This is a genomic window from Micromonospora sp. WMMD708 (assembly GCF_049315245.1).
GTDB classification, from domain to species: Bacteria; Actinomycetota; Actinomycetes; order Mycobacteriales; family Micromonosporaceae; genus Micromonospora; species Micromonospora wenchangensis.
In genome coordinates this window covers 6,138,532-6,164,136 of the sequence record NZ_CP186060.1, presented here as the reverse complement: position 1 = coordinate 6,164,136, position 25,605 = coordinate 6,138,532, and the positions used below count along the sequence as shown (strand labels likewise).

The window sequence follows — 25,605 nt, the reverse complement described above, 5'->3', positions numbered from 1 at the left end:
CCCGTGCTGCCCCTGCCGCCCGGCGACTTCCGGGCCTACCTCTTCGACTGCGACGGCACCATCGTCGACTCCATGCCGGTGCACCACCTGGCCTGGCGGGCGGCGCTCGACGAGTGGGGCTGTGACCTGCCGGAGGACCTGTTCTACGCCTGGGGTGGCCGGCCGGTCGCCGACATCGTCGTCGACCTCAACGCGCGGCACGGGCTGGCGATGCCCGTCGACGTGGTGGCCCGTCGCCGGGAGGACGCCTACCAGAGCTTCCTGCCGCAGCTCACCGCCGTGCCGGGGGTGCTGGCGCACATCGAACGGGCGCACCGGCAGGTGCCGTTCGCCGTGGTGTCCGGCAGCACCCGGGAGTCGGTGACCGCCTCGCTGACCGCGCTCGACCTGCTCGACCGGTTCGACGTGCTGGTCTGCGCCGAGGACTACGTGCGGGCCAAGCCGGACCCGGAGTGCTACCTGATGGCGGCGCGGCTGCTCGACGTACCGCCGGAGCGGTGCCTGGTGTTCGAGGACACCGACCTGGGGGTCGCGGCGGCGACGGCGGCGGGTATGGCCTCGGTACGGGTCCCGCCGCCCTGGCAGCGCTGAACCCCGGCCGGGCCGGGAGCCGTCACCCCCGGTAGAGCTTCTCCGCGTACGCCGGGCCGTAGTAGTGCTCCAGGTCGGCCAGGCTCTCGGCCGGCGTCTCCACCTCCTTGATCAGCCGGGCCCGCGACGGGAGCGCGTCCGGCTGCCAGGTCTCCGGCTGCCACAGCTCGGAGCGGAGGAACGCCTTCGCGCAGTGGTAGAAGATCTGCTCGACGGCCACCTCGACGGCGAGGACCGGCCGGTGCCCCTTGACCAGCATGTCGTCGAAGTAGGGCGCGTCGCGCACCAGCTTCGCCCGGCCGTTGATCCGCAGGGTGTCCGTCCGGCCCGGGATCAGGAAGATCAGCCCGACGTGCGGGTTGTCGAGGATGTTGCGGTAGCCGTCGGCCCGCCGGTTGCCCGGCCGCTCCGGAATGGCGATCGTCCGGTCGTCGAGCACCAGCGCGAAGCCGGCCGGGTCGCCCTTGGGCGAGACGTCGCAGCTGCCGTCCGCGCCGGCCGTGGCGACCAGGCAGAACGGCGACGCGGCCAGCCACTGCCGGTCCCGCTCGTGCAGCACGGTGCGTTCCTTGGCCGCCGCGCGGGGCATCGGTGCCCCCAGCAGCGCGCGTAACTCCTCGTGCGAGGTGATCTCCGCCGTCACGTCCGCCTCCCCCGTCCGTTGGTCCCGGTGGCGGGCGGTGGCACACCGGCCGCCGTACGCCAGCCTAGGCGGGCGTGGCGAGCGGGTCCGCCCCGGACGGCGGCGGGCACCGGCTCCGCCCGTCCGCGACGACGCAGTGAAGGGGCCGCCATGGAGAGCCGACTGAAGGTGCTCGGGCACCCGGTGCACCCGATGCTGGTGATGTTCCCGGTGGCGCTGCTGGTCACCGGCACCCTCTTCGACATCGTGGACACCGTCGGCGGGCCCGACTTCCTCGCCGAGGTGGCGTACTGGAACATCACCGTCGGCCTGGTCGGTGGCCTGCTGGCCGCGGGGGCCGGCGCGTTCGACCTGCTGGCCATCCCGGCCGGCACTCGGGCCAAGCGGGTGGCGCTCACCCACGCGGCGGCGAACGTCGCGGTGATCCTGCTCTTCGCGGCCGTCTGGGCGGTCCGGTTGAACGCCGGATCCCGGGCGGCCGGTGGCGCGCTGATCGCCATCGAGGTGGTCGGCCTGGCCATCCTCGGTGTCAGCGCGTGGCTCGGTGGGGAACTGGTCGACCGGTTGGGGGTGGGCGTCGACGCCGACGCCGGCCTGGACGCACCCAGCTCGCTGCGGCCCGCCGCGACCGGTCGACCGGTGGGGGAGGTGCGGTGAGCGAGCAGCCGGGCCGGGGCTGGCGCAGCCGCCAGCAGGGCTGGGATCCGATGGGCGAGCTCCAGGCGCTGCGGGCCGAGCTGAGCCGGCTGGTCGGCGGCCGGGGCGCGTCGCCTGACGTCGAGCTGACCGAGGTCGCCGACGGCTGGCAGGTGGTCGTCCGGCTGCCCGGGGTGGCGCCGGAGGAGGTCGCCGTCGAACTCGACGACCGGGAACTCTGCGTCCGGGCCCGGTCCGAGGCCGAGGTCAACGCCGACCAGGGCATCCCCGGCGGGTTCGAGACCCGGGGCTTCGAATACCGGGTGGATCTGCCGTCCCGGGTCGACCCCGACACCATCGACGCGGTGATGGACCACGGCCTGCTCCGGGTCCACCTGCCCCGGGCGGCCCGGCCCGCGCCGCGCACCATCACCGTCGGCCGCGCCGGCTACCCGCCCGGTCCCACCCGCACCGGTACGCCCACAGTCTCGGACCCGGCGGCGGATCGGGAACTGCACCACCCGGACACCGCCGTCGACCCGCTCGACCGGCCGTAGGACCCCCGATGACCAGTCCCGCCCTGGGTGGCCCGCTGGGGGAGCGGGTGCCCGACGTGACCCGCATCGCCGTGCTGCGGGCCAACGCGCTCGGCGACCTCATCTTCCTGCTGCCCGCCCTGGACTCGCTGCGGGCGGCGTACCCGGCGGCGGAGATCGTGCTGTTCGGCGCGCCGTGGCACGCGGCGTTCTGGCGGGACCGGCCCGGCCCGGTCGACCGGGTGCTGGTCGTCCCGCCGGCCCCCGGCATCCGCGAGCCCGGCCCCGACGAGCCGCCCGGATCGCTCGACGACTTCCTGGCCGCCGCCGCCCGGGAGGGCTACGACCTGGCGTTGCAGGTGCACGGCGGCGGGGCCAACTCGAACCCGGTCATGAGCCGGCTGGGGGCCCGGGTCACCGCCGGGTTGCGCGCCGAGGACGCCCCACCGCTGGACCGCTGGCTGCGCTACGTCTACTACCAGCCCGAGGTGACCCGCTACCTGGAGGTGGTGGGTCTGGTCGGGGCGGACGCGGTCACCGTCGTACCGACACTCGCGGTGACCGACGCGGACCGGGCACAGGCGCGGGCGGTGCTGGGCGAACCGGAGCGGGCGCGGGTGGCGCTGCACCCGGGGGCCACCGACACCCGGCGGCGCTGGCCGGCGGGGCGGTTCGCCGAGGTGGCCCGGGCGCTGCACGACGACGGGTACGAGGTGCTGGTCACCGGCACCCCCACCGAGCGGGCGGTGGTGGACGAGGTGGTCGCGGCGGCCGGGGTGCCGGTCCGGCCACAGGTCGGCACGCTCAGCCTCGGCGGGCTGGCCGCCGCGTACGCCGGATGCGCGCTGGTGGTCTCCAACGACACCGGCCCGCTGCACCTGGCCGGCGCGGTGGGGGCCCCGACGGTGGGCGTCTACTGGGTCGGCAACATGATCAACGGGGCGACGCCGTTGCGCGCCCGGCACCGCCCGATCGCCGCCTGGACGACGCGCTGCCCGGTCTGCGGGGTCGACTGCACGCCCGGGATCTATCCGCACCGGCCCGGCGACGGCAACTGCCCGCACCGGGACTCGTTCGTCGCCGACGTGCCGGTGGCCGAGGTGCTCGAAGCCGCCGCCGACCTGCTCCGCCCCGACCCGGGCAGCGCCGCCGGCTGACGGCCTCAGCCGGTGGTCACGCCGGTCCACGGCCCCCTGGGCGGTCACGCCGGTCCACGGCCCTGGCCGGACAGGGCCGGTCGGCGGTCCCGGGCCGGGGCGACCCCGGCGGGTCGGTGGCCGGATCAGGCCGGCTGCGGGGTGTCGGCGACGACGATCTCCCACGCCTCGACGTCACGGTCGGTCACCGTGGTCGGCGACTCCAGGTGGTACGCGCCGCTGGGCAGCACACCCGCGCCGCCGTACCGGGCCAGCACCGCGAGCTGGGCGGCGACGTCCTCGCCCTGGTGGTTCTCCGGCACCCGCCGCCAGAACCCGAAGCCGCCCGCGTCGACCAGCGCCGCCCGGTCGTAGAGCACGCAACCGCCGATCCAGGAGACCTTGTACGCCCGCCACGCCCCCGCCGGCAGGCCCAGCTTCTGCTGGACGTGCAGCAGGTTCGCGGCCGGATGGATGGCGGCCCGCTGCCACTGCGGGGTGTCGGGGCGGACCCGTTCCGGCACCACCGGCCCGTCCCACTCCTCGTAGTGCCGGTGCGTCTCGGGGCGGACGTCGTCGGCGTACGACAGGCCGTGCACCGCGTTGCCGACGAACCCGCAGCCCAGCTCCCCGATCGCGGTGACCAGCCGGTCCAGGGTGCCCGGTTCGAGCCAGACGTCGTCGTCGAGGCAGAGCACGTACCGGGCCACCGACCGGTCCAGCAGGTACGCCCGGTGTTCGGCCAGCCCGCGCCGGGGCAGCCGGCGGGTGAGCAGCACCGGGTGCCCCCGGTGGCGCAACGCCCGGACCATGGTGGCCGCCGCCGGGTGCGCGTACGCCGGGTCGTGGTCGGACTGGTCGCTGACCACCACCCCGAAGTCGGGGACCTCGACCTGGGCGGCCAGCCCGGCCAGGGTGACCGCCAGTTCGGCCGGCCGGTTGCGGGTGGGGATCAGCACGTCGAGCCGACGGGGTCGGCGGAACTCCCCGGCCGAGCCGAGGTCGAGCGGTCGGTTCACGTGGTCCTACCCAGGTGCTCGGCGGTCGGGGTCGGGGCGGCCGGGTCCGGCGCGGGTGCGGTCTGCCGATCCATGCCGGACGGCACCGTGTCGGGCCGGTCGGCGGCGGTGGCCCGGCCGGCGGTCGGGCCGACGGCGGCCTGGGCGCGGATCCGGTCGATGATCGCCGAGGTGGACCGGTCCGGCACGTAGCCGAGGGTGCGCACCTGGCCGCCGAGCCGGCGTACCAGGGGTGCCTCGGGGACCATCTCCGGCGGGTAGTCGCCGCCCTTGACGTACACGTCGGGGCGGACCGCCTCGATCAGGTCGGCCGGCGAGTCCTCCTCGAAGACCACCACGTGGTCCACGCAGGACAGCGCGGCGAGCAGGGCGATCCGGTCCTCCACCGGGTTGACCGGCCGGTCGGCCCCCTTGAGCCGCCGGACGCTGGAGTCGGAGTTGACCGCCACCACCAGCAGGTCACCGAGCGCGCGGGCCTGTTCCAGGTAACGCACGTGGCCGGGGTGCAGCACGTCGAAGCAGCCGTTGGTGAACACCACGGACCGGCCGGCCCGCCGGTGGTCGGTGACGATCGCGTCCAGCTCCCCGGTGCCGACGAGCGTCGGATGGGTGCCGCCGCCGGACGTGCCACCGAGCGCGTCGAGCAGGTCCTCCCGCCGGCACACGCAGGTGCCGGTGTCCGAGACGGTGATGGTGGCGGCGAGCTGGGCCAGTTGGGCGGCGGTCGGCAGCGGTGCCCCGGCGGCCAGCGCGAGGGTCATCGCCGCCAGGTACGCGTCGCCCGCGCCGACGGCGTGACTGGCCGGGACGGGGGTGCTGTGGCTGCGCCGGGGCGCGCCGTCCGGGCCACCGACGATGGCGCCCTCGGTGTCCAGGGTCACCGCGACGACGTCCGCGCCGGTGTGCGCCCGCAGCTCGGCCAGTCGCGCCCGGGCCAGCCCGGCCCGGTCGACCCCCTCGCCGACGGTGGCGTTGACGGTCACCCCGGCCCCGGTCACGCTCAACCCGTCCCCGGTCATCGCGACCCGACCCTCGCCCGGGGTCGGCTCCCCCGTCGGGCCGGTCGGTGCCCGGCCGACGCCGCCCGGGGCGGTGCCCACGACCAGCTCCGACGGCCCGTCCGCCGGGTCGTTGGGCGGGTGGTCCAGATGCAGGCCGGTGCCGCCGGTACGGGTCGGGGCGGGCGGTGCGCCGAAGCCGGCGGCGGCGCGGGCCAGCAGCCGGGTCGCCTCGGCGAAACTGGGGGTGACCACCGTCGGGTTCAGCCCCCGCCAGTCGGCGAGGTCGTGGGCGTCCAAGGCTACGGTGGCGTACCGGTGCCGGTGGGCGACCAGCCAGGCGCGGACCGGGGCGGGCAGCGCGCCCAGGCCGTAGTCGCAGACCACCAGGGTGGGGGCGACCCCACCGGCCACCGCCCGCAGCTCCTCGGTGGCGCAGCTCAGGGCGGTGAGCAGCCGGCCGATCCCGTCGTCGTCGAGTGCGTCGTCCGGGTCGCCGGAGTCCTCGCGGAGCAGGATCTGGTTTCCGGCGAGCATCCGGCGTTTCACCGGCGTCGGCCGGTGCGGTTCGCTCACCGTACGGTCCCAGACGCCGGCCCGGTCCAGGCAGTCGTGCAGCTCGTCGCCGGCCACGTCCGCGCCGACCGGGGCGACGAGCAGGGCCCGCCCGCCGAGGGTGGCGATGTTGACCGCCGTGTTCGCGGCCCCACCGGCGGCGGTGATCCGTCGGCGCAGGGTGAGGATCGGCGCGGGGGCCTCCCGGCACAGCCGCTCCGACTCGGCGAAGCGCCACTCGTCGAGCATGGCGTCGCCGACGACGAGGACGGCGCGTTCCCGCCAGCTCTCCACGACGGTGGCGAGCCGGCGCTGTTCCGCTGCTGCTCCTGCCATGCCCACCGGGGTCCCCCGACCTGACCTGGCCAAACCCTCCGCCCCGGCCGGCGACCGGGGTCACGTTTCGCACCCCGCGCCCCGGGAACCGACCAGAGGTATCCGGAGAGGGGAAAACCGACATGGCAGCCACGACATTGCAGGGCAAGCGGATCGCGTTCCTCGCCACCGACGGCGTGGAGGAGGTCGAGTACGTGCAGCCGCGCGAGGCGGTCGAGAAGGCGGGCGCGACCGCCGAGCTGGTGTCGCTCAAGCCCGGCACCATCCAGGCCTTCAACCACCTCGACCAGGCCAAGACGTACGACGTGGCGGTGACGGCGGCCGACGCGGACGCCGACGGCTACGACGCGCTGGTGCTGCCCGGCGGGGTGGCCAACCCGGACTTCCTGCGTACCGACCCGGACGCGGTCCGGTTCGTGAAGGCGTTCTTCGCCGCCGGCAAGCCGGTCGGGGTGATCTGCCACGGCCCGTGGACGCTGGTCGAGGCGGGCGTAGTGGCGGGCCGCCGGATCACCAGTTGGCCGAGCCTGCGTACCGACCTGACCAACGCCGGCGCGACCTGGGTCGACGAGCAGGTGGTGACCGACGGCAACCTGGTCAGCAGCCGCAATCCCGACGACCTGCCGGCGTTCTGCGCCGCGATCGTCGACCGGTTCGCCTCGGGTGGCTGAGCCGTACCCGACGGGCACGCGGGGTCCGCCCGCGTGCCCGTCGGTGTCCGGTCGGGTCAGGTTTCCCCGGTGTTCAGGCATGTTCGCGGGGGAGCGGGAAAGAAGGCGGGATGACCGCCCAGACCCACGGCCAGCCGGTGCTCCAGGCCCGCCAGCTCCGCCTGTTGATGTTCGGCCTGATGACCGGAATGCTGCTGGCCGCGCTGGACCAGACCATCGTCGGTACGGCGTTGCCCACCATCGTCGGCGAGCTGGGCGGGATCGACCACTACTCGTGGGTGGTGACCGCCTACCTGCTCGCCTCGACCGCCTCCACCCCGCTCTACGGCAAGATGGCCGACCTGTACGGCCGCCGCCCGGTCTTCCTCTTCTCGATCGGCACGTTCCTGCTCGGCTCGCTGCTGGCCGGCCTGTCGCAGGACATGACCCAGCTGATCGTCACCCGGGGCGTGCAGGGCATCGGCGCGGGTGGCCTGATGACGCTGGCGTTCACCATCATCTCGGACGTGGTTTCGCCCCGGGAGCGTGGTCGCTACCAGGGGCTGTTCGGGGCGGTCTTCGGCGTCTCCTCGGTGGCCGGGCCACTGGTCGGCGGCTACTTCGCCGAGACCAACTGGCGGTGGATCTTCTATCTGAACGTGCCGCTGGCGCTGCTGGCGATCGTGGTCTGCTACCACGTGCTGCGGTTGATCCCGTTCGAGCGGCGGGAGCACACCGTGGACTGGCTGGGCGCGGCGCTGCTGGTCGCCGGGGTGAGCGCGCTGCTGCTGGCGCTGAGCTGGGGCGGCAACTCGTACGCCTGGGGTTCGGCGACGATCGTCGGGCTGTTCGTGGCGGGCGCGGTGCTCGGGGTGGCGTTCGTGCTCCAGGAGGCCCGGGTCGGCGAGCCGATCCTGCCGCTGGGGCTGTTCCGCTCGGCGACGTTCGCGCTGGCCAACTCGGCGGGCTTCGTGCTCGGCCTGGTGATGTTCGGGTCGATCATCTTCATCCCGCTCTACCTCCAGATCGTCAAGGGCGCCTCGCCCACCCGCAGCGGCCTGCTGATGCTGCCGATGATGGCCGGCATCATCGTCACCTCGATCGTGACCGGCCGGGCGATGAGCCGGATCGGCAGGTACAAGTGGTTCCCGGTGGCCGGTTCGGTGGTGCTGGTCGCCGGCATGCTGCTGTTCACCCGGCTCCAGGTGGACAGCTCGCTCTGGGCGGCGTTCGGCTACATGGTGGTGATCGGCGTGGGGCTGGGCCTGTGCATGCAGTCGCTCATCCTCGGCGTGCAGAACGCGGTGGACGTGCGCAACCTGGGCGCGGCGACGTCCTCGGCGACGTTCTTCCGGTCGCTGGGCGGCTCGTTCGGGGTGGCCATCCTGGGCGCGGTGCTCTCCTCCCGGCTCGCCGGTGGCCTGGCCGACCGGCTGCCCGGCGCGATCGCCCAGCTCCCGCCCGAGCAGCGGGCCGCGGTGGCGGGCAGCGGCACGAACATCTCGATCAACGACCCGGCGACGATCCTGGCCCTGCCCGGTCCGGTCCGGGCGGCCATCCAGGCGTCCTTCGTCGACGCGCTGCACCTGGTGTTCCTGACCACCGGCCTGATCGCGCTGCTCGCCGTGCTGGTCACCCTGGCCCTGCCGAACGACCAGCTCCGGGGTGCCGGCCCGCAGGGCGCGACCGGTGGCACCGACCCGCTCGGCGGCAAGGCCCCCGCCCCCGGCGGCAAGCCCCTGACCCGGGAGTCCAGGGAGGAAGCCGCCGCCGACCTCAACGCCAAATCCCAAACCATGCTCTGACCGGCCCGGGCCGGCCCGGCCGGCACGGCCCCGCCCGCCCCGCCCCGGTGATCAAGAGGTTTGCGTCAGCCTCCGCGCGATTTCTGACGCAAACCTCTTGATCACCGGAGGGAAAAGGGGCGAAAAGGGCGGCGGAGTCGGGTGGCGGCGGGAGGCGGGCACTCAGCGGGGAGGTCGACCCGGGTCGGGGGCTACTTCAGGATGAGGCGGTTGGTCTGGGTGAAGACGTCGAGGTCGGCGAGGGTTTCCGGGACCGAGAGGGAGAGCGGGGCGGGGAACTCGTGCGGGTGCAGGAAGGCGGCGTCGGTCGTCTCGTCGGTGACCCGGGCCAGCTCGCCGTCCCACTCGTCGACCCGGAACGCGGTGGTGAAGATCTGGTAGGTGTGGCCGTACATGTTGGTGTGGGTGCGGTCCGGGCCGGTGTAGAGGGCGAAGGCGCTGACCCGCAGGGCGCGCAGGCCGGTCTCCTCGCGTACCTCCCGCACCGCGCAGTCGGCGATCGACTCGCCGAGTTCCATCGCGCCCGCCGGCAGCGCCCACTGGCCGTTGTCCGAGCGGCGGATCAGCAGCACCCGCCCGTCGTCGTCGCGCACCACGGCCCGGGCACCGACGAACATCAGCGTCCGGTCACCGGCCAGGGCGCGTAGCTGTCCCACGTACGAGTCGGCCCAGGAGATACTCACCCGGACAACCTACGCACCGGTCGGGGGATGGTCCGGCGTTCCGGGGGTTCCCAACGTGTGACCGGCGACACTAGCTTGTCACCCATGCGTAGCACGATGATGGACGCCCCGCTGCAGGTCGCCCGGATCCTCGAACACGGTGCCACCGTGCACGGCACGGCGGAGGTGGTCACCTGGACGGGGGCCGAGCCGCGCCGGATGTCGTACGCCGAGGTGGGGCGGACGGCGGCCCGGCTGGCCCACGCGTTGCGCGACGAGTGCGGGGTGACCGGCGACGAGCGGGTCGCCACCTTCATGTGGAACAACACCGAGCACCTGGTGGCGTACTTCGCCGTGCCGAGCATGGGCGCGGTGCTGCACACCCTGAACATCAGGCTCTTTCCCGACCAGGTCGTCTACATCGCCAACCACGCCCAGGACCGGGTGGTGCTCGTCGACTCGACGTTGATCCCGCTGCTGGCCCGGGTGCTCGGCGAGCTGACCACGGTGCGGCACGTGGTGGTGGTCGGCGGGGGTGACCCCGGGCCGCTGCGGGCCGTCGCCGGTGACCGGGTCACCTTCCACCACTGGGACGAGCTGCTGGCCGGCCGGCCCGAGCACTACGACTGGCCCGAGGTCGACGAGCGGGACGCCGCCGCGCTCTGCTACACCTCCGGCACCACCGGTCACCCCAAGGGCGTCGCCTACTCGCACCGGTCGATCTACCTGCACTCGTTGCAGGTGTGCCTGCCGGAGGGGTTCGGGCTCGGGCCGGGCGACCGGGAGCTGGCCATCGTACCGATGTTCCACGCGATGTCCTGGGGGCTGCCGTACGCGGCGTTCCTGTCCGGCGCGTCGCTGATCATGCCGGACCGGTTCCTCCAGGCCGCGCCGATCGCCGAGATGATCGCCACCGAGCGGCCCACCCTGGCCGGCGCGGTGCCGACCATCTGGAACGACCTGCTGGCCCACCTGGACGCCAACGACGTGGACACCTCGTCGCTCAAGGAGGTGATCGTCGGCGGCTCGGCCTGCCCACCCGCGCTGATGCACGCGTTCGCCGAACGGCACGGCATCGAGGTGATCCACGCGTGGGGAATGACCGAGATGTCCCCACTGGGGTCGGTGTCCCGGGCGCCGGCCGGGGTGACCGGCGACGACGCCTGGCGCTACCGCTACACGCAGGGGCGGGTGCCGGCCGGGGTGGCGGCCCGGATCGTCGGTCCGCTGGGCGAGCCGCTGCCCGCCGACGGGACGTCCGTGGGGGAGCTGGAGGTACGCGGCCCGTGGGTGACCGCCCGGTACGTCGGCGACGACGCCGGAGACCCGGAGAAGTTCCGCGACGGCTGGCTGCGTACGGGTGACGTGGGCACGCTCTCGCCGGACGGGTTCATCACCCTCACCGACCGGGCCAAGGACGTGATCAAGTCCGGTGGGGAGTGGATCTCCTCGGTGGAGCTGGAGAACGCGTTGATGGCCCACCCGGACGTGCAGGAGGCCTGCGTGGTGGGGGTGCCCGACCAGCGCTGGGGTGAGCGTCCACTGGCCACCGTCGTGGTCCGCGAGGGCGCGTCGACCAGTGTGGAGCAGCTCCGTGCGTTCCTCGCCGGTTCGGTGGCACACTGGCAGCTGCCGGAACGCTGGGCGGTCATCGACGCGGTGCCCAGGACCAGCGTGGGCAAGTTCGACAAGAAGGTGGTGCGTTCGCGGTACGCCGCCGGTGACCTGGAGGTGCGGGAGCTGGCGGGGCCGTAACACTTTTCGGCGCTCCGTCGCCGATAGGGGTAGGGACGTCACTCCTGAAACATCCCTCCCCACGGGGCGGCCCCGGCGTTCGCACCGCGCCGGGGCCGCCCCTCCTCGCGGGGTGACCCGCCATGTCATTGTTGCGAGAATTACTCGCGTCTGTCCGGGCGATTGCGAAATGTCCTCAGATTTACCGGTCGGCGTTGTCCGGATCTACTGTTCGGCGGTGTCCAGCAGCACCTTCCCCACCACCGCGTCCTCCACCGCCCGGTGCGCGTCGGCGGCCTGCGCCAAGCCGAAGCGGTGCAGCGGCAGGCCGGCCTCCGCGCCCACCCGTACCGCACCCTGGGCGACCGCCGCGGCCACATCGGTCACCGCCTGCGCCTTGGCCGCCTTCGGCGCGGTGTAGACCAGCACGAACTGCCAGCGGGCGTTCGGGGCCATCAACGGCCGGATCGGCAGGGTAACCTCGCCGCCACCGTCGTCGGCGTAGACGCAGACCGCCCCGCCGGGCCGCAGCACCTGCACGTCGGTGGCCGCGTTGCGGGCGGCGGAGACCTCGACGATCGTGTGCACCCCGTCGGGCGAGACCTTGCGGACCTCCTCGACCACGTCCTGCTCCCGGTAGTTGATCACGAAGGAGGCTCCGGCCGCCGCCGCGAGCTGCGCCTTCTCCGGGCTGCTCACCGTCGCGATGACGCAGGCGTCGGCCCAGCGGGCCAGCTGGATCGCCGCGTTGCCCACCGCCCCCGCCCCGCCCTGCACCAGCACCACATGGTCACTGAGCGCCCCGGCGTGCAGGGTGTCCGGCATGTACTCCCCGACGGTCAGGCAGCGGTGCGCGGTGAGGAACGGGATGCCCAGGCAGGCCCCCAGCTCGAAGGAGGCGTCCCCGAGCGGCACCACCTGCCGGACCGGCACCACCGTGTACTCGGCGGCCGTACCCCACGGGCGCTGCCAGGCGGCCTCCCAGACCCACACGCGTTCCCCGGTCAGACCCTGGTCGACCCCCGCGCCGACCGACTCCACCACGCCCGCCCCGTCCTGCCCCGGGGTCTGCCAGCCGACCGGTAGCGGCTGCTGCCGCCGGCTCTTCCAGTCGGTCGGGTTCACCCCGGCCACCGCCAGCCGCACCAGCACCTCACCCGGGCCCGGCTCGGGCACCGGCCGGTCGACCAGCCGGAGCACCGACGGGTCACCGGTGCGTTCGTACACGATCGTCTGCATGCCGTCTCCCTCAGGCCGCCGGTTTGAGCACCACCTTCGAGTAGCCCGCCTCGCGGCGGTCGAAACGCTGGTACGCGTCCGGCGCCGCGTCCAGCGGCAACTCCTTGCTCACCACGAAACTCGGCGTGGCCCGCCCCGCCATGATCAGGTTTCGCAGGTACTCGTTGTAGGTCTTCACGTTGGCCTGCCCGGTGCCCATCCGCAGGCCCTTCTCGAACAGCTTGCCCATCTTGAACAGCAGCTCACCCTTGCCGGAGTGCTCGTCCGGCGCACCCGGGTCGTTGGCCAGGTAGAGGCCGACCACGCCGATCGCGCCGGTCGCCCGGACCACCTCGACCAGGCTGTTCAGCACCGCCGCCGGCTGCTCCGCGCCACCGGACCCGGTGGCCTGGTAGCCGACCGCGTCCACCCCGTGGTCGGTGCCCACCCCGTCGGTCCGGTCGAGGATCTGGGCGACCGGGTCCCCGGCCGAGAAGTCGATCGGGGTCGCCCCGATCGACTCGGCCAGCCGCAGCCGGTCCGGCACCTTGTCCACCAGGAACACCTCGGCGGCACCCATCAGGACCGCCGAGTACGCGGCCATCAGCCCGACCGGCCCGCCACCCATCACGGTGATGTTCTCGCCCGGCCGTAGCCCGGTCATCGCCACCCCGTGGTAGCCGGTGGGGAAGATGTCGGCGAGCATCGCGTAGTCGTTCTCGTGCTCGGTGCCGGGCGGCAGCTTGAGGCAGTTGAAGTCGGCGAACGGCACCCGCAGGTACTCCGCCTGCCCGCCCCGGTACGGCCCCATCGCCACGTAGCCGTACGCGCCACCGGCGAAGCCGGGGTTGACGGTGAGGCAGAAGCCGGTCTTCTGCTCCCGGCAGTTGCGGCAGAACCCGCACGCCACGTTGAACGGCATCGACACCCGGTCGCCGACCCTGATCCCGCGTACCCCGGTGCCGGCCTCGACCACCGTGCCCATGTTCTCGTGGCCGAAGACGATGCCCGGCTCGGCGAGCGTGCGCCCCTCGTACATGTGCAGGTCAGAGCCGCAGATCGCGGTCGTGGTGATCTGCACGACGACGTCGTCGGGGTGTTCGATGCGCGGGTCCTCGACCTGTTCGACCGTCACCTCGTGCGGCCCCTGGTAAACCACAGCTCTCATGGGTCCGACGCTAGGCGGCGCGGCCGGGTCGCGGAGGCGGTTTCAGCCGAGCCGGTCCACCACCTCCGGGGTGAGGTCGTGCACCGAGGAGAGCACCGTCGCGGCCAGCTCCGCCGCGTCCGGGTCCAGCGGGTACGACCCGTGCGGCACCGCGATCACCCGCATCCCGGCGGCGGCGGCCGAGCGGACCCCGTTGGAGGAGTCCTCCACGGCGGCACACCGGGCCGGGTCGACCCCGAGCCGCTCGGCGACGGCCAGGTACACGTCGGGCGCGGGCTTGCCCCGGGCGGTCCGCTCGGTCGACAGGGTCACCCGGAACTCGGCGGTGAGGTCCGCGGCGGTCAGCGCCGCCGCGATCAGCCGGGTCGGCGAGGAACTGGCCAGCCCCAGCGGCCACCGCGCGGCCAGCCGGCGCACCACCAGGTCGGCGTCGTCGATCAGCGGTACGCGCACCGCGTACCGCCGGGCCATCTCCTCGACCACGTCCACGGCGACCTGCTCGGCGCTGCGGTCGACGCCCAGCTCACCGCTGAGGTACTCGGCCCACTCGCCGGTGCTCATCCCCATCAGCCGCCGCTGGGTGTCGGGCTGCCAGGTGCCGCCCCGCGCCGCCACGTACGCCCGGCGCACCTCCTCCCAGACCGGCTCCGAGTCCACGATCACGCCGTCCAGGTCGAACACCACCGCATCCACCGTCACCGCCCCATCCTCCCCGACCCCGCCCGACTGCGGTCGCCCGGTGTCGGCGTGTGGTGGCCCCGGCTGGGTCAGTTCTGGTCGTCCTCGTCCGCTGGCGGCGTGGGGCGGCGGTGTTCCCTGATCCACTCTTCGACGTCCTCGGTCAACCACACCTTCATGCCACGCAGCTCCCGGTACGGCCTCGGGAAGGTGCGCCGGTTCGCGATCTGCTGAAACCGCGACCGGGAGACGCCCAGGCGTTGGGCGATCTCGTAGGGCCCCATCAAGTCGCCCGGCCCTCGGTCCATGTCTTGTACGGAGAAGTGTGGTGGCCCCGGCGGGGTCAGTCCTCGTCGGCGGGACTGGGGCGGTTCGTGGCGATCCAGGCCCGGACGGCCTTGCCATCCCAGACGCGACCCATCTTCAGGGTGACCAGGGGATCGGGGAAGCCCTTGCGGCCCACGATGATCGTGGCGCGCTGCTTGCTGATCCCGCCAAGCAGGTCGCGGATCTCATCCAGCCCGAGCAACTCCACGACCTGACGCTATGGTCTGGCGGACTTGCATTAGGGAGTAGTGGGCAAGGCAATCCCCTAAGGGGTTGCCCTCGTACAACTCCTTGTGATGTGGTGGACCGATGACGAGCCACGGACCTGTTATGCCTGTCTGGACGTGTGCCGGGTGTAATTCGCCCTGGCCGTGTCCCACCCGCCGCCGGGAACTGCTCGCGGAGTTCGACCGCGCTCCTGCGTCCCTCGCCCTCTACATGGGCGCGCATCTGGTGTCCGCCACACACGACATGGGCTGGGCTCCGGCCGGCGCTCTCCACCGCAGATTCCTCGGTTGGCTGCCCAGGACCAACCAGTCGAACCGCCGATTGGTGATCAACCGAAGGCGATGGCCGGGTGGTGGGTCGTGATCAGACCCGAGGTGCTGAGGCGGCGGGTGAGGGACCTGCGATGACCACACTCCGCGCGGGTGACCTGATCCAGGTGGGCCGGGCTGCCAGCGTGCAGTTCGTCAAGCCCATCCGGTGCCGGGTCATCCGGGTGCTGGACTGGATCACCTACGACGGGTGGTGCTGGCTCGATGTCTACCAACTGGACGACAAGGGCGACGCGGTGGCCCGACGGTCGATCTTCGTACGGCCGGCGGGGTTGGTCGTCCACCGACGGACCGCCCCCGTTCCGGTCGGGCAGCAGCGGCGGTCCGGCTCGACCGTGCGGCCCCGAACTCAGCGGTAGGCGGCGGCCTGGGTGCCGTAGAGGGCGGCGTAGACGCCGCCGAGGCGGATCAGCTCGTCGTGGGTGCCCACCTCGCGTACCCCGCCGTCGCCGATCACGATGATCAGGTCGGCGGTGCGGACCGTCGAGAACCGGTGCGACACGAACACCGTCACCCCGCCGCTGTCGGCGGCGACCCGGGCCGCCCCGTCGGCGTACCTGGCGAACAACCGGTGTTCGGCCTCGGCGTCCAGCGCCGACGCCGGCTCGTCCAGCACCATCAGCAGCGGGGCGTCGCGCATCATCGCCCGGCCGAGCGCCAACTGCTGCCACTGCCCGCCGGAGGCGTCCACCCCGCCGTCGGCGTGGCTGCGCCCCAGCCGGGTGTCCAGCCCGTACGGCAGCCTGTCGGCGACCTCGCTGTGCGCGCGGGCCAGGCCGGTGCGGACCGCGTCGTCGTCGGTGGCCCGGGGCAGGTCCCCGATACCGACCGCCAGCCGGGCGGTCAGCTCCGGTCGCGCGTAGTCCTGGAACGCGGCGGTGGTCCGCGCCCGCCAGGCGGCCAGGTCGAGGTGCCGCAGGTCGACCCCGTCGACCAGGATCGCACCCCGGTCGGGCTCGTAGAACCGGTTGAGCAGCTTGACCAGCGTGGTCTTGCCCGCGCCGTTCTCGCCCACCACCGCCACGGTGCTGCCGGCGGGCAGCAGCAGGTCGACGTCGCGCAGCACCGGTTCCGCCGCGCCCGGGTAGGTGAAGGTCACCTGCCGCAGCCGGATGCCCTCCAGCAGACGCGCGGGCGGAAGCAGCGGCGTGGCGGGCGCGTCGGGCGGGGTGACCGGCGTCGGCACCAGCTCACGCACCTCGTCCAGGCGTTGCAGGGACCGGCCGCTGCGCGCCAACTGCTGGGTGATCGTCACGGCGGCGGCGACCTGGTGGTTGAGCTGCGAGGCGAGCATGATCGCCAACACCACGTCGCCGACGTCCGCCCGGCCGCGTACGGCGTCCCGGACGACCAGGACCAGGGCGGCGACGTACCCGAGGGCGAACACTGCCTGCCCGGCGGCCCGCCACAGACCGGCGGCCAGCTCGCCGCGCCACAGCCGGGCGGTGGCCCGCTGCCAGTGCGTGGCGTAGCGCTGCTGGAGATGCCCCACCAGGCCCAGCAGGCGCAGCTCCTTGGCCGAGGCCGCCGTGGTGGTCAGCTCGAACAGGTGCCGGGCCTGCCGGGTGTCGACGACGCTGTCCGCGCGGGCCCGGTCGGCGGCGGCCTCGGCCCGGCGACCGGCCAGCACCGGCAGCGCGGCCAGCAGGGGCAGCAGCACCAGCGCCGGATGGGTCAGGGTGAGCAGCACGGTGGTCAGCAGCAGGCCGACCGCCAGCGACCCCCCGGTCAGCAGCGCCTGGAGGCCCTCGCCGATGCGTTGCAGCTCGTCCTGGGCCAACGCCATCCGGTCGGCGTGCTCCGGCCGCTCGTGGTGGTCGAGGTACGGGGTGCCGTTACTGATCTCGATGAGCTGCTCGTCGGTGCTGAGCACGTTGAGCTCGGACACCTCGAAGTACCCGATGTGGGCGAAGTGCGCGCAGGTCAGCGCCGCGATCGCGGCCACCGCGACGGCCAGCCCGGCCCAGGCCGCCGCCCCGGCCCGGCCGGCCGCCGCCGCGTTCGTGAGGTGCTTGAGCGCCACCGCGCTCGCCGGCACCGCCACCGCGTTGCCCGCCATCAACGCCAGCGCCACGGCCATCTTGCGCCGGTCCTGCCGCCACGACAGCCGCAGCAGCCCGGTGATCGCCCGCAGCATCGCTCAGCCCACCCGCTGCGCCAGCGGCCCGGCGCCCTCGTCGGTCTCCCGGTCGGCCCCGCCGGTGTCCCGGTCCGCGTCGTCCTCGGCGAACCGCTCCGCCTGGAGGGTGAACATCGTCGCGTACCGGCCGCCCGCCGCCATCAGCTCGTCGTGGCTGCCCTGCTCGACGACCCGCCCCCCGTCGAGCAGGACGATCCGGTCGGCCAGCCGGACACTGGACAGCCGGTGCGAGATGAGCACCGTCGTGCGGCCCCGGGTCAGCTCGGCGAACCGGGCGAAGAACTCGGCCTCCGCCCGTACGTCCAGCGCCGCCGTGGGCTCGTCCAGCACCAGCACCGTACTGCCGTGGTAGAGCGCGAACAGGGCACGGGCGATGGCGATGCGCTGCCACTGCCCGCCGGACAGGTCGACCCCGCCGTCGTACGCGCGCGACAGCAGCGTGTCCAGGCCGTCCGGCAGCGCGTCGAGGGTGTCGAGCAGCCCCGCCGCCTCCGCCGCCCGACGGATGCCGGCCCGGTCGTCGAGATGTTCCACCGCGCCGAACCCGATGTTGGCCGCCACCGACAGCTCGTAGCGGACGAAGTCCTGGAACACCACGGCGATCCGCCGCTGCCAGTCCCGCGCCGGCAGGTCGGCGAGGTCGACGCCGTCGGCGCGTACCGCACCGGCGTCCGGCGAGTAGAGCCGGGCCAGCAGTTTCACCAGGGTCGTCTTGCCCGCGCCGTTCACCCCGACCAGGGCGGTGCAGCGTCCGGCGGGGATGTGCAGGTCCAGACCGTCGACCACCGGAGTGGCAGAGCCCGGATAGCCGAAGCGCACCCCGGCGAAGTCGATGGCCGGGGCGGCGGTGGCGGGTGGCCCGGCACGGCCCCGGTCGGCGGGTTCCGGGTAGCGGGCCATGGCCTGCTCGAACGCGGTGATGGCGGTCTCGGCGTTCATGCCGTACTGGGTCTGGGTGTCGGAGTCCGGGTAGAACTCGCCCAGCCGGATCAGGGCCAGCACCGCCTGCAACACCAGCGCCAGCGCGGCCAGGTCGTACGCCCCGTCGGCGGCACGCACCCCGGCCAGCGCCAGCACGGCCGCCACACCGACCAGCCCCACCGCCGTGTACGCCAGGTACGGCCGCAGGTAGATCCGGCGGCGCTCGGCCCAGACGGGGGCCAGGGCCCGGCGGTAGACCTGCCGGTAGCGTTCGGTCAGCCAGCCGGTGAGCCCGAAGACCCGCAGCTCCTTGGCGGCGGCCGGACCCATCGCCAGCCCCCGCAGGTAGCGGCTCTCCCGGCGCAGGGCCGCCACGTCGCGGATGACCAGGGCGTAGCGGCGCAATCCGCCGCGCTGGCCGTGCCGGAACAGCAGCACCACCGCCAGCATGACCGCCGCCGCCCACGGCCCCAGCACCACCGCCACCACCACCGTGAATCCGGCGACCTGGGTGTACGGCCCGACGAGGGCGATCAACCCGGCGTACGCGGCACCCGGGGTGCGGAACGCGAACCGCAGCTCGTGCCCGGCCTCGCCCAGCTCGTCCAGCACCGCCGGGTCCTCCAGCGGGGTGATCTCCCGGGTCGACAGTGACGCCTGGATGAGCCGCCGGTACATGTGCCCGTCGACACGGCGGCTGAGCTGCTCGGCGACGGCCTTCTGCGCCGCCTCCGCGAGTTGCGCCGCGATCAGCGCCGCCCCGGCGACGGCCAGCGGCCACCACACCCCGGCCGGTGCGGCGGTGCCGTGCAGCACCGGGCCGATCCGGCCGACGGTGGTGCTGACGGCGACCGCGAAGACCACCGGCAGCACCCCCCGGGACACGCTGAGTGCCAGCGCGACGGCACTCCACCCGGCCCCCGCGGCGGGCCACTGCCGGGCGATGCGCAGCCGGGCGGCGGCGGCCGCACGCCACTGCCCGACGCCGGAGGGGGAGGCGGTCATCGCGGTCAGCCGAAGATCTCGTCCCGCAGGGGTGCGGGCAGGTCCAGCTCCTGCGCGCAGGACCGCACCGACACCTGGTAGGACTCCACCACCTCGGCGCTGTCGGCCACGGCCAGCTCCGCGTCGGTCAGCACCGTCACCGACCGGGGCCGGAAGCGGTACTCGTCGGCGTTGCCGTGCAGCCCGGGTACGACGTAGGGCTCCGGCTCCACCGGATTGTGGATCTTGGACTGGTCGGAGTTGAGGTCGCCGGCCGCACCCCACCCGGTGAGCATCTCCGGCTGGTACAGGTGGCCGATGCCGAGGCGGTCGAACAACCGGGACACCGTCTCCTGCGGGGCGCGGCTGCACTCGTACGGGAAGTGCGTCACCGACAGCCCCTCGGCGGCGGCCCAGGCGCGCATCCGCGCGTAGTTGAGCGTGCTGAGCACGAAGTTCTCCACCACCCGCTCCCGCCCGATCCTGCCCTCCCACTTGGCCATCCACGAGTCGAGCGAGGCGCGCGGCTGCCGGTCCAGCACCAGCAGGCGCAGCCGGTCGACCGGCCAGCCGGCCTCGACGAGGCAGCGGGCCGGGTTGAACAGCGCCTCGAACGGCACGTACGGCCCGGCCATCTCCTTGGCGAACAGCACCGGCTCGCCGTCGGGCAGCTTCCACGGCGAACCCTCGCCACCGGTCAGCGCGAACCGGCCGATGGTCTTCACCGGCTGGTAGTAGGCCGCCGCCCGCGCCATGCCGAACAGGTTGGTCACGGCGGTCGAACCGACCCGGCAGCGTCCCCAGCCGAGCACCAGCAGCGGGTAGTCGTCCGGGCTGCGACCGGCGAACCCGTCCCGCAGGGTGGCCACGATCCGGGCGGTCACCTCGTCGACGGTGGTGGTGACGACCTGGTAGCGGCCGTCGGGCGGCAGCGCGACGGTGGTGAGCGCGTCGTCGCCTGTGGCGGCCAGCCGGCGCAGCAGCGGATAGGGGTCGGTCATCGGGACTCCCGGTGGTCGGAGGGGCGGGTGCTGCCGAGGTCGAGCAGCGCGGCGACGTCCCGCAGGGCCACCGGGCGCAGCGCGGCCTCGCACAGCAGCGTCTCGACGCCCCGCAGCACCCGTTCGCAGACGGGGGCGGGCACCCGCCGGGTGTCGGCCAGCAACTGCAGCGCGCAGCCACCGGCCAGGTAGGGCATGGCCAGGAAGAAGGTCATGTCGTGGCGGGCCACGGCGGTGACCTGCCGCACGGTGGTGTGCGCGGCCAGGGCGGTCAGCGTGGCCCGGTCGGGCGGTTGCGCCGGGACGTCGAAGTCGCGGCCCAGCCGGGCGTCGTTGAAGTACACCGACAGGTCGGCCTGCGCGCCCTCGGCCGCGATCAGCTCGTCCAGGGCGTCCGGCGGGTAGGTGGCGTGGAAGTAGGACTCCGTCGAGTCGCGGTAGCAGCGCCGCACGGCGTCGTCGACGTCACCGTCGCCGATCTCGAAGACCAGCAGCGCGTTCTGGGCTATACCGGTGGCCAGTTGCCGTTGGCGGGGGGTGTTCCGGTTGCCGGCGATCAGCTTCACCACGGCCCGGTCCCGTCCGGTCAACGCCGCCTGGACCAGCAGCGCGGCGGTCAGCACCACGGTGGACGACGACGCACCCGTCCGCTCGGCCAGCGCGCCGGCCGCCGCCGCCACGGCGGCGGACTCCATCCGCCAGGTGACGACCGGCAGCCGGCCGGCGTCCTGCTCCGGCCCGTCGAAGATCCGCTGCGGCACCAGGGGCAGCCGCTCCCGCCAGTACGCCAGGGACCGGTCGGCCCGGCGCTGCCCGGCCGGCGACGCCTCGTAGCCCGCCTGGTCCAGCGGCTGCCAACCCGGTGCGGGCAGGGTCCGCTCGCCCTCGATCAGGGTGCGCAGCTCCGCCAGCAGCAGCTCCAGCGACCAGCCGTCCAGCGACACGTGCGAGGCGGCCACCGCCACGGCCTCGACCTGGCCGTCGACGCGCAGCAACGCCCACCGGACCGGCCACTCCCGGTCCAGCCGGAACGCGGTGCCGGCCAGTTCGGCGGCGGCGGCGTCCGCCACCTCCGGCAGGTCGGCGGCGGTGGTGTCCCGCACCAGCGGCGCGTAAGACCCGTCGGCGAGCAGGTGCTGGCGGGGCCCGTCGGCGTCCTCGGTCATCAGGGTGCGCAGCACCTGGTGCCGCAGCACCAGCTCCGACCAGGCCGTGGTGACCCGTTCGGTGGTGACCGGGGCGGCCAGCCGCAGCACCCGCCGGATGTTGAAGTCCCGGCTGGCCTCACCGAACCACTTCATCGGCCGGTACATGGCCGTCTGTCCCCAGGTCAGCGACGCGGAACCGGTGGGCGCGCCGGAGAACCGGGCCAGCACCGCCGTGTCCCCGACCGCCGGCCGGCCGGTGTCCGCGTGCGGGGACCGGTCCGGCTGTTCCCCGGCGGGCGTCGCCGTGGCCACGGGGGCCGGCAGTTGGTGGTCGGGCATCCCGGCGGCCAGGGCGCGCACCGTGCGCCTGTCGAACAGATCGGCGATGCCCACCGGCAGGCCCAGCTCCTCGTCCAGCCGGGTGACGACCTCGACCACCTGCATGGAGTCGCCGCCGAGTTCGAAGAAGTCGTCGTCGACACCGAGCCGGTCCACCCGCAGCACCGCGCCGACCACCCCGGCCACCGCCGTCTCCAGGTCACCCGAGGGCGGGACGTACGCGGTGCTCAGCGCGGGCCGTACCGTCGGCGTGGTGGGCAGCCGGCGGGTGTCGACCTTGCCGTTCGGGGTGAGCGGGTACTGCGCCACGTACAGGAACCGGCTCGGGACGGACGCCTCCGGCAGCAGAGCTGCGGCGTGGGCGCGCAACTGCGCCTCGGTCGGCCGGGGCTCGTCCTCGGACCGCAGGTAGGCGACCAGGTGCAGGTCGTGGCCGTCGGGTTCGGCGATCACCACCGCCTCGGCGACGCCGGGGCAGCGGCGCAGCGCGTCCTCGACGGCGGGCGGTTCGACGCGCTGGCCCCGGATCTTCACCTGCCGGTCGGCGCGGCCGAGCACGTCCAGCACCCCGTCCGGGTCCAGCCGGCCCAGGTCCCCGGTGCGCAGCAGCCGCCGCCCGTCGCCATCCGGGTGCGGGATCCACCGCTGGGCGGTCAGCACCGGCTGGCCGTGGTAGCCCCGGCCGATCACCGCCCCGCCGAGGCAGATTTCGCCGGTCTGCCCCGGCGGCGCGGGCCGGCCCTGCTCGTCGAGAATGTGCACCTCGGCGTTGGGGATGGGGGCACCGACCGGCAGCCGCCGCCCGACCGTCCGGTTCGCGCCGATCCAGTACCAGGTCGCGCCGACGGTCTCGCTCATGCCGTAGTGGTTGCCGAAGCCCGACTTGGGGCTGCCGCTGATCCACGCGTCGAACTCGGGGGTCAGGTAGAGCGGCTCGCTGCCGATCATCACCTGGCGGGCGACGTCGTCGACGCCACCGAGCGCGGTCATCGCCCGCACGTGCGACGGGGTGAGCTTCAGGAACCCGCACGGGGCGGCGGCGGTCAACGCGATCAGGTCGTCGAACGCGACCGGCTCGGGCGCGACCTCCAGCTCCCAGTCCGCGACCAGCGCCGTGAACAGCGTCATCACCGACCCGACGAAGTACAGCGGGGCGTGCAGCACCGCCCGCTCCCCGGGCTGGAACGCGAACTCCCCGGCGCACCAGTGCACGTAGTTGACGAGCTGCCGGTGGGTGCCGAGCACCCCCTTGGGGGCGCCGCTGGTGCCGGAGGTGTACATGATGAACGCCAGGTTCTCGATCCGGCAGCCGCCGTCACCGTCGTCACCCACCGGCTCCGGCAGGTCGGTCACGTCGAGCACGGTCGACGGGTAGCCGGCGTCCACGAGGCCCCGGTGCTCCGGGCCGGTCAGCAGCACCGGATCGCCCGCGTCGGCGAGGATCCGGGCCCGCCGGTCCGCCGGGTCGTGCACCGACAGCGGCAGGTACGCCGACCCGGCCGCCAGCACCGCGAGGATCGCCACCACCGCGTCCACCGAGCGGGGGAGCAGCACCGCGACCGGCGTCTCCGGCCCGGCGCCGTGGCCCCGCAGCACCCGGGCGGCGTGCCGGACCCGGGCCCGCAGCTCCCCGGCGGTGACCGCGACCCCGGCGCAGCGCACCGCGACGCGCTCCGGGTCGGCCGCCAGCGCCCGGTCGACGAGGACGTGCAGCGGGGTGTCGCCGAACGGTCGGCGGGGGCCGGTGGCGACCGACGACGCGGGGTCCACCGTGGCCGGTGCCGGCCGGATGGCAGCGCCGGTGCCGGCCTCCCCGGCGGTACGCAGCGAAGCCGGCCGCAGGTCGGTCCAGTGTGCCGCGACGTGCTCCAGGCACGCCTCGACGGGCCCGGTGAACACCGTCGTCCAGCCGCCCGGCAGCGGCCGGTCCGCCGGCCACAGGGAGTACTGGTCCTCGCCGTTGACGACGACCTGCTGCGGGTCGACGCTCACGCGAGCCCTCCGACCGCCTGCGGTGCCGCGTCGAGCCGCTCGACGGGCTCCCGCCAGGCTTCCTTGGTGTACCAGTCGCCGCTGAACGCGGTGATCGTCGGGGCCCAGCCGTCGTGCGCGTCGGCGTAGCCGGCGATCTCGCGCCAGAACACGTCCACCAGCGCCGAGTACCGGCAGGCGGTGCGCAGCTCGGCCAGGGTGAACGGCGGACCGTCCATGCGGACCAGCCGGATGTCGAACGCCCCCCGGTACTGCCGGCCACCGACCGTGAACGGCTGCTTCCACATCGCCGCCCCGGGGGCGCGCAGGGTGTAGCGGACGCGGGAGGTGCTGTGCCCGCCGTGGCGCAGGTCGCCCCACTCGGCGATGTCGGGTACCAGCGGTGGGAAGAAGTAGTGCCGCTGGCGGGGCACCTCGACCCGGTCGAAGTTGCCGGGCACGAAGTGCCAGCGGTTGTACATCATCCGCTGCGCGACCTGCCACAGGATGTCGGTGACGGCGGGGGCGGGCAGGTCGGCGGCCATCTGAGGGCTGGGCAGCACGCAGCAGAAGAAGTCGGGCTTCTTCAGCCCCGCCACCTCCTCGTCGTACCGCCCGGCGGGGCCGTCGAGGCGGGACAGGTCGCGGATGCCGCTGGACATGCCGTAGTCGGCGTGACTGTCGACGACCGCGCCCAGGACGATGCCCTCCAGGATGCCGGTCAGCTCACGCTCGTCGCCGCCCGCGTGCACGCTGCGCAGGGCGGCGGTGGTGGCGCGGCGCACCCAGGAGGCGGCGTCCTCGCCGTCGACCGGCTCGGGCCGGACGCCGGCGGACGTCCGCAGGGTCGGCGGCAGCTCGGCCTGACTGCGCTGCTCCTCGTCCCAGGGCAGCAGGTATTCGTCCTTGGCGTAGGTCAGCCCGTTGATCCGCCGGTAGCGGATGTGACCGCTGCCGTCGACGAGTTCGACCAGCTCACCGGCGAGCGTGGCCAACTCGGTCAGGGTCGCGGTGCTCAGCTCCCGGGTGGCCTGCCCGTCGAGCGCGCGCAGGTACGTCGCGCAGCGGCCGGTCAGCACCTTGCGGAGGCTGACCGCGTTGAGCTGGCGGCCGTTGAACTCCTCGAACCGGACCGCCCGGCCGGTGCGGAACAGCAACTGGATGGACGCGACGAAGAGCCGCTCCTCCGGGCTCCAGTCGGCCGGTGGACGGTCCCGCAACGCGGGCAGCACGCCGTCGCGGATGAGCGTGCTGGAGCCGGAGTCGGAGCGGGAGAACACCCGGCGTTCGATGAAGATCAGGACGGTCTCGACCCGCTCGACCCAGTCGATGACCTCCTCCAGCCGTTCCGGCAGGCTGCCTTCGGCGTGCCAGGTGTGCAGCATCTGGTCGAGTTCGCGGCGCTGGTGCTCCTCCTCGACCTGGGCCGGCAGCCACTCCTCGTCGATCATCTCGACCATCCACCCGGGCAGGGCGAGTTCGGCCACCACCTCCTCGGCCGGCAGGTCGCCGCGCGCCGGTTCGTGGATGGTCAGCTTGCCCAGCGCCGAGTGGGCCAGCACGAACCGGGCGGTGGTGGCGTCGGTGCCCGGCGCGGTCAGCCGGAGGTGCTGCCGGCCGAGCAGGTGCCGGACGATCGCCTGCTCACGCAGGGTCAGGCCGTCGAAGGCGGACCGGAAGGGCACCTTGCCGGCCATGGTGAGCAGACGCAGCACGGCCGTCTGGGCGCTGCCGTCGAACAGTTCGACAGGGTCGCGCACGTCGCGCAGTTCCTGGCTCCACTGGTCGAATTTCGTACGTCGCACGGTCCCGCCTTTCTCGACCAGGGCAGGCTGCGGCGTTCGCACGATGA

General features: G+C 73.7%; 22 protein-coding genes. 8 read left to right on the top strand and 14 right to left on the bottom strand.

The annotated features are described in order from the left end of the window. Nucleotides 1-3 precede the first annotated feature (3 nt). On the top strand, nucleotides 4-591 hold the full coding sequence (locus ACN260_RS27185; protein WP_422753674.1) for an HAD family hydrolase: 588 nt from the start codon (nucleotides 4-6) through the stop codon (nucleotides 589-591). A 22-nt stretch (nucleotides 592-613) separates the two neighbouring features. On the opposite strand, the gene ACN260_RS27180 is transcribed toward ACN260_RS27185, so the two are convergent. After that, nucleotides 614-1,234: a pyridoxamine 5'-phosphate oxidase family protein gene (locus tag ACN260_RS27180; RefSeq protein WP_422753673.1), complete on the bottom strand. Its 621-nt coding sequence runs from the start codon at nucleotides 1,232-1,234 to the stop codon at nucleotides 614-616. Between the two features lie 150 nt (nucleotides 1,235-1,384). On the opposite strand from ACN260_RS27180, the gene ACN260_RS27175 reads away from it, so the two are divergent. The 3 genes from ACN260_RS27175 to ACN260_RS27165 are packed head-to-tail and all read left to right on the top strand — an operon-like array spanning nucleotide 1,385 to nucleotide 3,563. After that, the gene (locus tag ACN260_RS27175) at nucleotides 1,385-1,891 is read left to right on the top strand and encodes a DUF2231 domain-containing protein (RefSeq protein ID WP_422753672.1); all 507 of its coding nucleotides are present in this window, start codon (nucleotides 1,385-1,387) and stop codon (nucleotides 1,889-1,891) included. A gap of 50 nt (nucleotides 1,892-1,941) precedes the next feature. Continuing rightward, entirely contained in the window at nucleotides 1,942-2,427 is a 486-nt protein-coding gene (locus ACN260_RS27170; protein WP_422756842.1) for an Hsp20/alpha crystallin family protein, read from the top strand. Nucleotides 2,428-2,435: 8 nt separating this feature from the next. Then, nucleotides 2,436-3,563, top strand: coding sequence for a glycosyltransferase family 9 protein (locus ACN260_RS27165; protein WP_422753671.1), 1,128 nt, complete (start codon nucleotides 2,436-2,438; stop codon nucleotides 3,561-3,563). A gap of 125 nt (nucleotides 3,564-3,688) precedes the next feature. Here ACN260_RS27165 and ACN260_RS27160 read toward each other — a convergent pair whose 3' ends face one another. Together ACN260_RS27160 and rfaE2 are read right to left on the bottom strand one after the other, a co-directional pair. After that, entirely contained in the window at nucleotides 3,689-4,561 is an 873-nt protein-coding gene (locus tag ACN260_RS27160) for a glycosyltransferase family 2 protein (protein ID WP_422753670.1), read from the bottom strand. Continuing rightward, a complete protein-coding gene (gene rfaE2 / locus ACN260_RS27155) occupies nucleotides 4,558-6,450 on the bottom strand; it encodes a D-glycero-beta-D-manno-heptose 1-phosphate adenylyltransferase (RefSeq protein ID WP_422753669.1) in 1,893 nt (630 codons plus the stop codon). The genes ACN260_RS27160 and rfaE2 overlap by 4 nt, the downstream gene beginning before the upstream one ends. Before the next feature lie 122 nt (nucleotides 6,451-6,572). On the opposite strand from rfaE2, the gene ACN260_RS27150 reads away from it, so the two are divergent. Together ACN260_RS27150 and ACN260_RS27145 are read left to right on the top strand one after the other, a co-directional pair. Beyond that, nucleotides 6,573-7,121: a type 1 glutamine amidotransferase domain-containing protein gene (locus tag ACN260_RS27150; protein ID WP_422753668.1), complete on the top strand. Its 549-nt coding sequence runs from the start codon at nucleotides 6,573-6,575 to the stop codon at nucleotides 7,119-7,121. A gap of 110 nt (nucleotides 7,122-7,231) precedes the next feature. Beyond that, nucleotides 7,232-8,905: an MDR family MFS transporter gene (locus tag ACN260_RS27145; protein WP_422753667.1), complete on the top strand. Its 1,674-nt coding sequence runs from the start codon at nucleotides 7,232-7,234 to the stop codon at nucleotides 8,903-8,905. A 191-nt stretch (nucleotides 8,906-9,096) separates the two neighbouring features. On the opposite strand, the gene ACN260_RS27140 is transcribed toward ACN260_RS27145, so the two are convergent. Continuing rightward, entirely contained in the window at nucleotides 9,097-9,588 is a 492-nt protein-coding gene (locus ACN260_RS27140) for an NUDIX domain-containing protein (RefSeq protein WP_145917586.1), read from the bottom strand. Between the two features lie 84 nt (nucleotides 9,589-9,672). On the opposite strand from ACN260_RS27140, the gene ACN260_RS27135 reads away from it, so the two are divergent. Further along, nucleotides 9,673-11,322 (top strand): fatty acid--CoA ligase, encoded by a 1,650-nt coding sequence (locus tag ACN260_RS27135; RefSeq protein ID WP_422753666.1) that lies wholly within the window; start codon nucleotides 9,673-9,675, stop codon nucleotides 11,320-11,322. Nucleotides 11,323-11,526: 204 nt separating this feature from the next. Here ACN260_RS27135 and ACN260_RS27130 read toward each other — a convergent pair whose 3' ends face one another. The 5 genes from ACN260_RS27130 to ACN260_RS27110 all read right to left on the bottom strand — a co-directional run bounded on the left by ACN260_RS27130 (nucleotide 11,527) and on the right by ACN260_RS27110 (nucleotide 14,900). After that, entirely contained in the window at nucleotides 11,527-12,540 is a 1,014-nt protein-coding gene (locus tag ACN260_RS27130) for an NADPH:quinone reductase (RefSeq protein WP_422753665.1), read from the bottom strand. A gap of 10 nt (nucleotides 12,541-12,550) precedes the next feature. Further along, complete coding sequence (locus tag ACN260_RS27125; RefSeq protein ID WP_422753664.1) at nucleotides 12,551-13,687, bottom strand: glutathione-independent formaldehyde dehydrogenase; 1,137 nt, start codon at nucleotides 13,685-13,687, stop codon at nucleotides 12,551-12,553. Between the two features lie 42 nt (nucleotides 13,688-13,729). Continuing rightward, nucleotides 13,730-14,386 carry an HAD family hydrolase gene (locus ACN260_RS27120; RefSeq protein WP_421485155.1) on the bottom strand — a complete coding sequence of 219 codons (657 nt, stop codon included), beginning with the start codon at nucleotides 14,384-14,386 and terminating at the stop codon, nucleotides 13,730-13,732. Nucleotides 14,387-14,454: 68 nt separating this feature from the next. Next, complete coding sequence (locus ACN260_RS27115; RefSeq protein WP_194821874.1) at nucleotides 14,455-14,649, bottom strand: AlpA family phage regulatory protein; 195 nt, start codon at nucleotides 14,647-14,649, stop codon at nucleotides 14,455-14,457. Between the two features lie 59 nt (nucleotides 14,650-14,708). Beyond that, entirely contained in the window at nucleotides 14,709-14,900 is a 192-nt protein-coding gene (locus ACN260_RS27110; protein WP_204925832.1) for a hypothetical protein, read from the bottom strand. Nucleotides 14,901-15,323: 423 nt separating this feature from the next. Between ACN260_RS27110 and ACN260_RS27105 the strand changes: the two genes are divergently transcribed. Continuing rightward, entirely contained in the window at nucleotides 15,324-15,608 is a 285-nt protein-coding gene (locus tag ACN260_RS27105) for a hypothetical protein (protein ID WP_422753663.1), read from the top strand. Here ACN260_RS27105 and ACN260_RS27100 read toward each other — a convergent pair. From ACN260_RS27100 to ACN260_RS27080, 5 genes are read right to left on the bottom strand one after another with little or no spacing between them, the layout of a single operon-like run. Next, the gene (locus ACN260_RS27100) at nucleotides 15,599-17,386 is read right to left on the bottom strand and encodes an ABC transporter ATP-binding protein (protein WP_422753662.1); all 1,788 of its coding nucleotides are present in this window, start codon (nucleotides 17,384-17,386) and stop codon (nucleotides 15,599-15,601) included. The genes ACN260_RS27105 and ACN260_RS27100 overlap by 10 nt on opposite strands. A gap of 3 nt (nucleotides 17,387-17,389) precedes the next feature. Further along, nucleotides 17,390-19,315, bottom strand: coding sequence for an ABC transporter ATP-binding protein (locus ACN260_RS27095; RefSeq protein ID WP_422753661.1), 1,926 nt, complete (start codon nucleotides 19,313-19,315; stop codon nucleotides 17,390-17,392). 5 nt (nucleotides 19,316-19,320) lie between these two features. Then, complete coding sequence (locus ACN260_RS27090) at nucleotides 19,321-20,295, bottom strand: hypothetical protein (RefSeq protein WP_422753660.1); 975 nt, start codon at nucleotides 20,293-20,295, stop codon at nucleotides 19,321-19,323. Continuing rightward, nucleotides 20,292-23,774 carry an AMP-binding protein gene (locus tag ACN260_RS27085; protein WP_422753659.1) on the bottom strand — a complete coding sequence of 1,161 codons (3,483 nt, stop codon included), beginning with the start codon at nucleotides 23,772-23,774 and terminating at the stop codon, nucleotides 20,292-20,294. The genes ACN260_RS27090 and ACN260_RS27085 overlap by 4 nt, the downstream gene beginning before the upstream one ends. Then, nucleotides 23,771-25,558 (bottom strand): hypothetical protein, encoded by a 1,788-nt coding sequence (locus ACN260_RS27080; protein WP_422753658.1) that lies wholly within the window; start codon nucleotides 25,556-25,558, stop codon nucleotides 23,771-23,773. Before ACN260_RS27080 ends, ACN260_RS27085 begins: the two co-directional genes overlap by 4 nt. Nucleotides 25,559-25,605 lie beyond the last annotated feature (47 nt).

Bases quoted from the DNA above. Each gene is read 5' to 3' on its own strand.
- ACN260_RS27165 (WP_422753671.1), top strand. From the start codon at position 2,436: ATGACCAGTCCCGCCCTGGGTGGCCCGCTGGGGGAGCGGGTGCCCGAC.
- rfaE2 (WP_422753669.1), bottom strand. From the start codon at position 6,450: ATGGCAGGAGCAGCAGCGGAACAGCGCCGGCTCGCCACCGTCGTGGAG.
- ACN260_RS27090 (WP_422753660.1), bottom strand. From the start codon at position 20,295: ATGACCGACCCCTATCCGCTGCTGCGCCGGCTGGCCGCCACAGGCGAC.
- ACN260_RS27100 (WP_422753662.1), bottom strand. From the start codon at position 17,386: ATGCTGCGGGCGATCACCGGGCTGCTGCGGCTGTCGTGGCGGCAGGAC.
- ACN260_RS27170 (WP_422756842.1), top strand. From the start codon at position 1,942: ATGGGCGAGCTCCAGGCGCTGCGGGCCGAGCTGAGCCGGCTGGTCGGC.
- ACN260_RS27175 (WP_422753672.1), top strand. From the start codon at position 1,385: ATGGAGAGCCGACTGAAGGTGCTCGGGCACCCGGTGCACCCGATGCTG.
- ACN260_RS27130 (WP_422753665.1), bottom strand. From the start codon at position 12,540: ATGCAGACGATCGTGTACGAACGCACCGGTGACCCGTCGGTGCTCCGG.
- ACN260_RS27125 (WP_422753664.1), bottom strand. From the start codon at position 13,687: ATGAGAGCTGTGGTTTACCAGGGGCCGCACGAGGTGACGGTCGAACAG.
- ACN260_RS27135 (WP_422753666.1), top strand. From the start codon at position 9,673: ATGCGTAGCACGATGATGGACGCCCCGCTGCAGGTCGCCCGGATCCTC.
- ACN260_RS27145 (WP_422753667.1), top strand. From the start codon at position 7,232: ATGACCGCCCAGACCCACGGCCAGCCGGTGCTCCAGGCCCGCCAGCTC.
- ACN260_RS27095 (WP_422753661.1), bottom strand. From the start codon at position 19,315: ATGACCGCCTCCCCCTCCGGCGTCGGGCAGTGGCGTGCGGCCGCCGCC.
- ACN260_RS27105 (WP_422753663.1), top strand. From the start codon at position 15,324: ATGACCACACTCCGCGCGGGTGACCTGATCCAGGTGGGCCGGGCTGCC.
- ACN260_RS27150 (WP_422753668.1), top strand. From the start codon at position 6,573: ATGGCAGCCACGACATTGCAGGGCAAGCGGATCGCGTTCCTCGCCACC.
- ACN260_RS27115 (WP_194821874.1), bottom strand. From the start codon at position 14,649: ATGGGGCCCTACGAGATCGCCCAACGCCTGGGCGTCTCCCGGTCGCGG.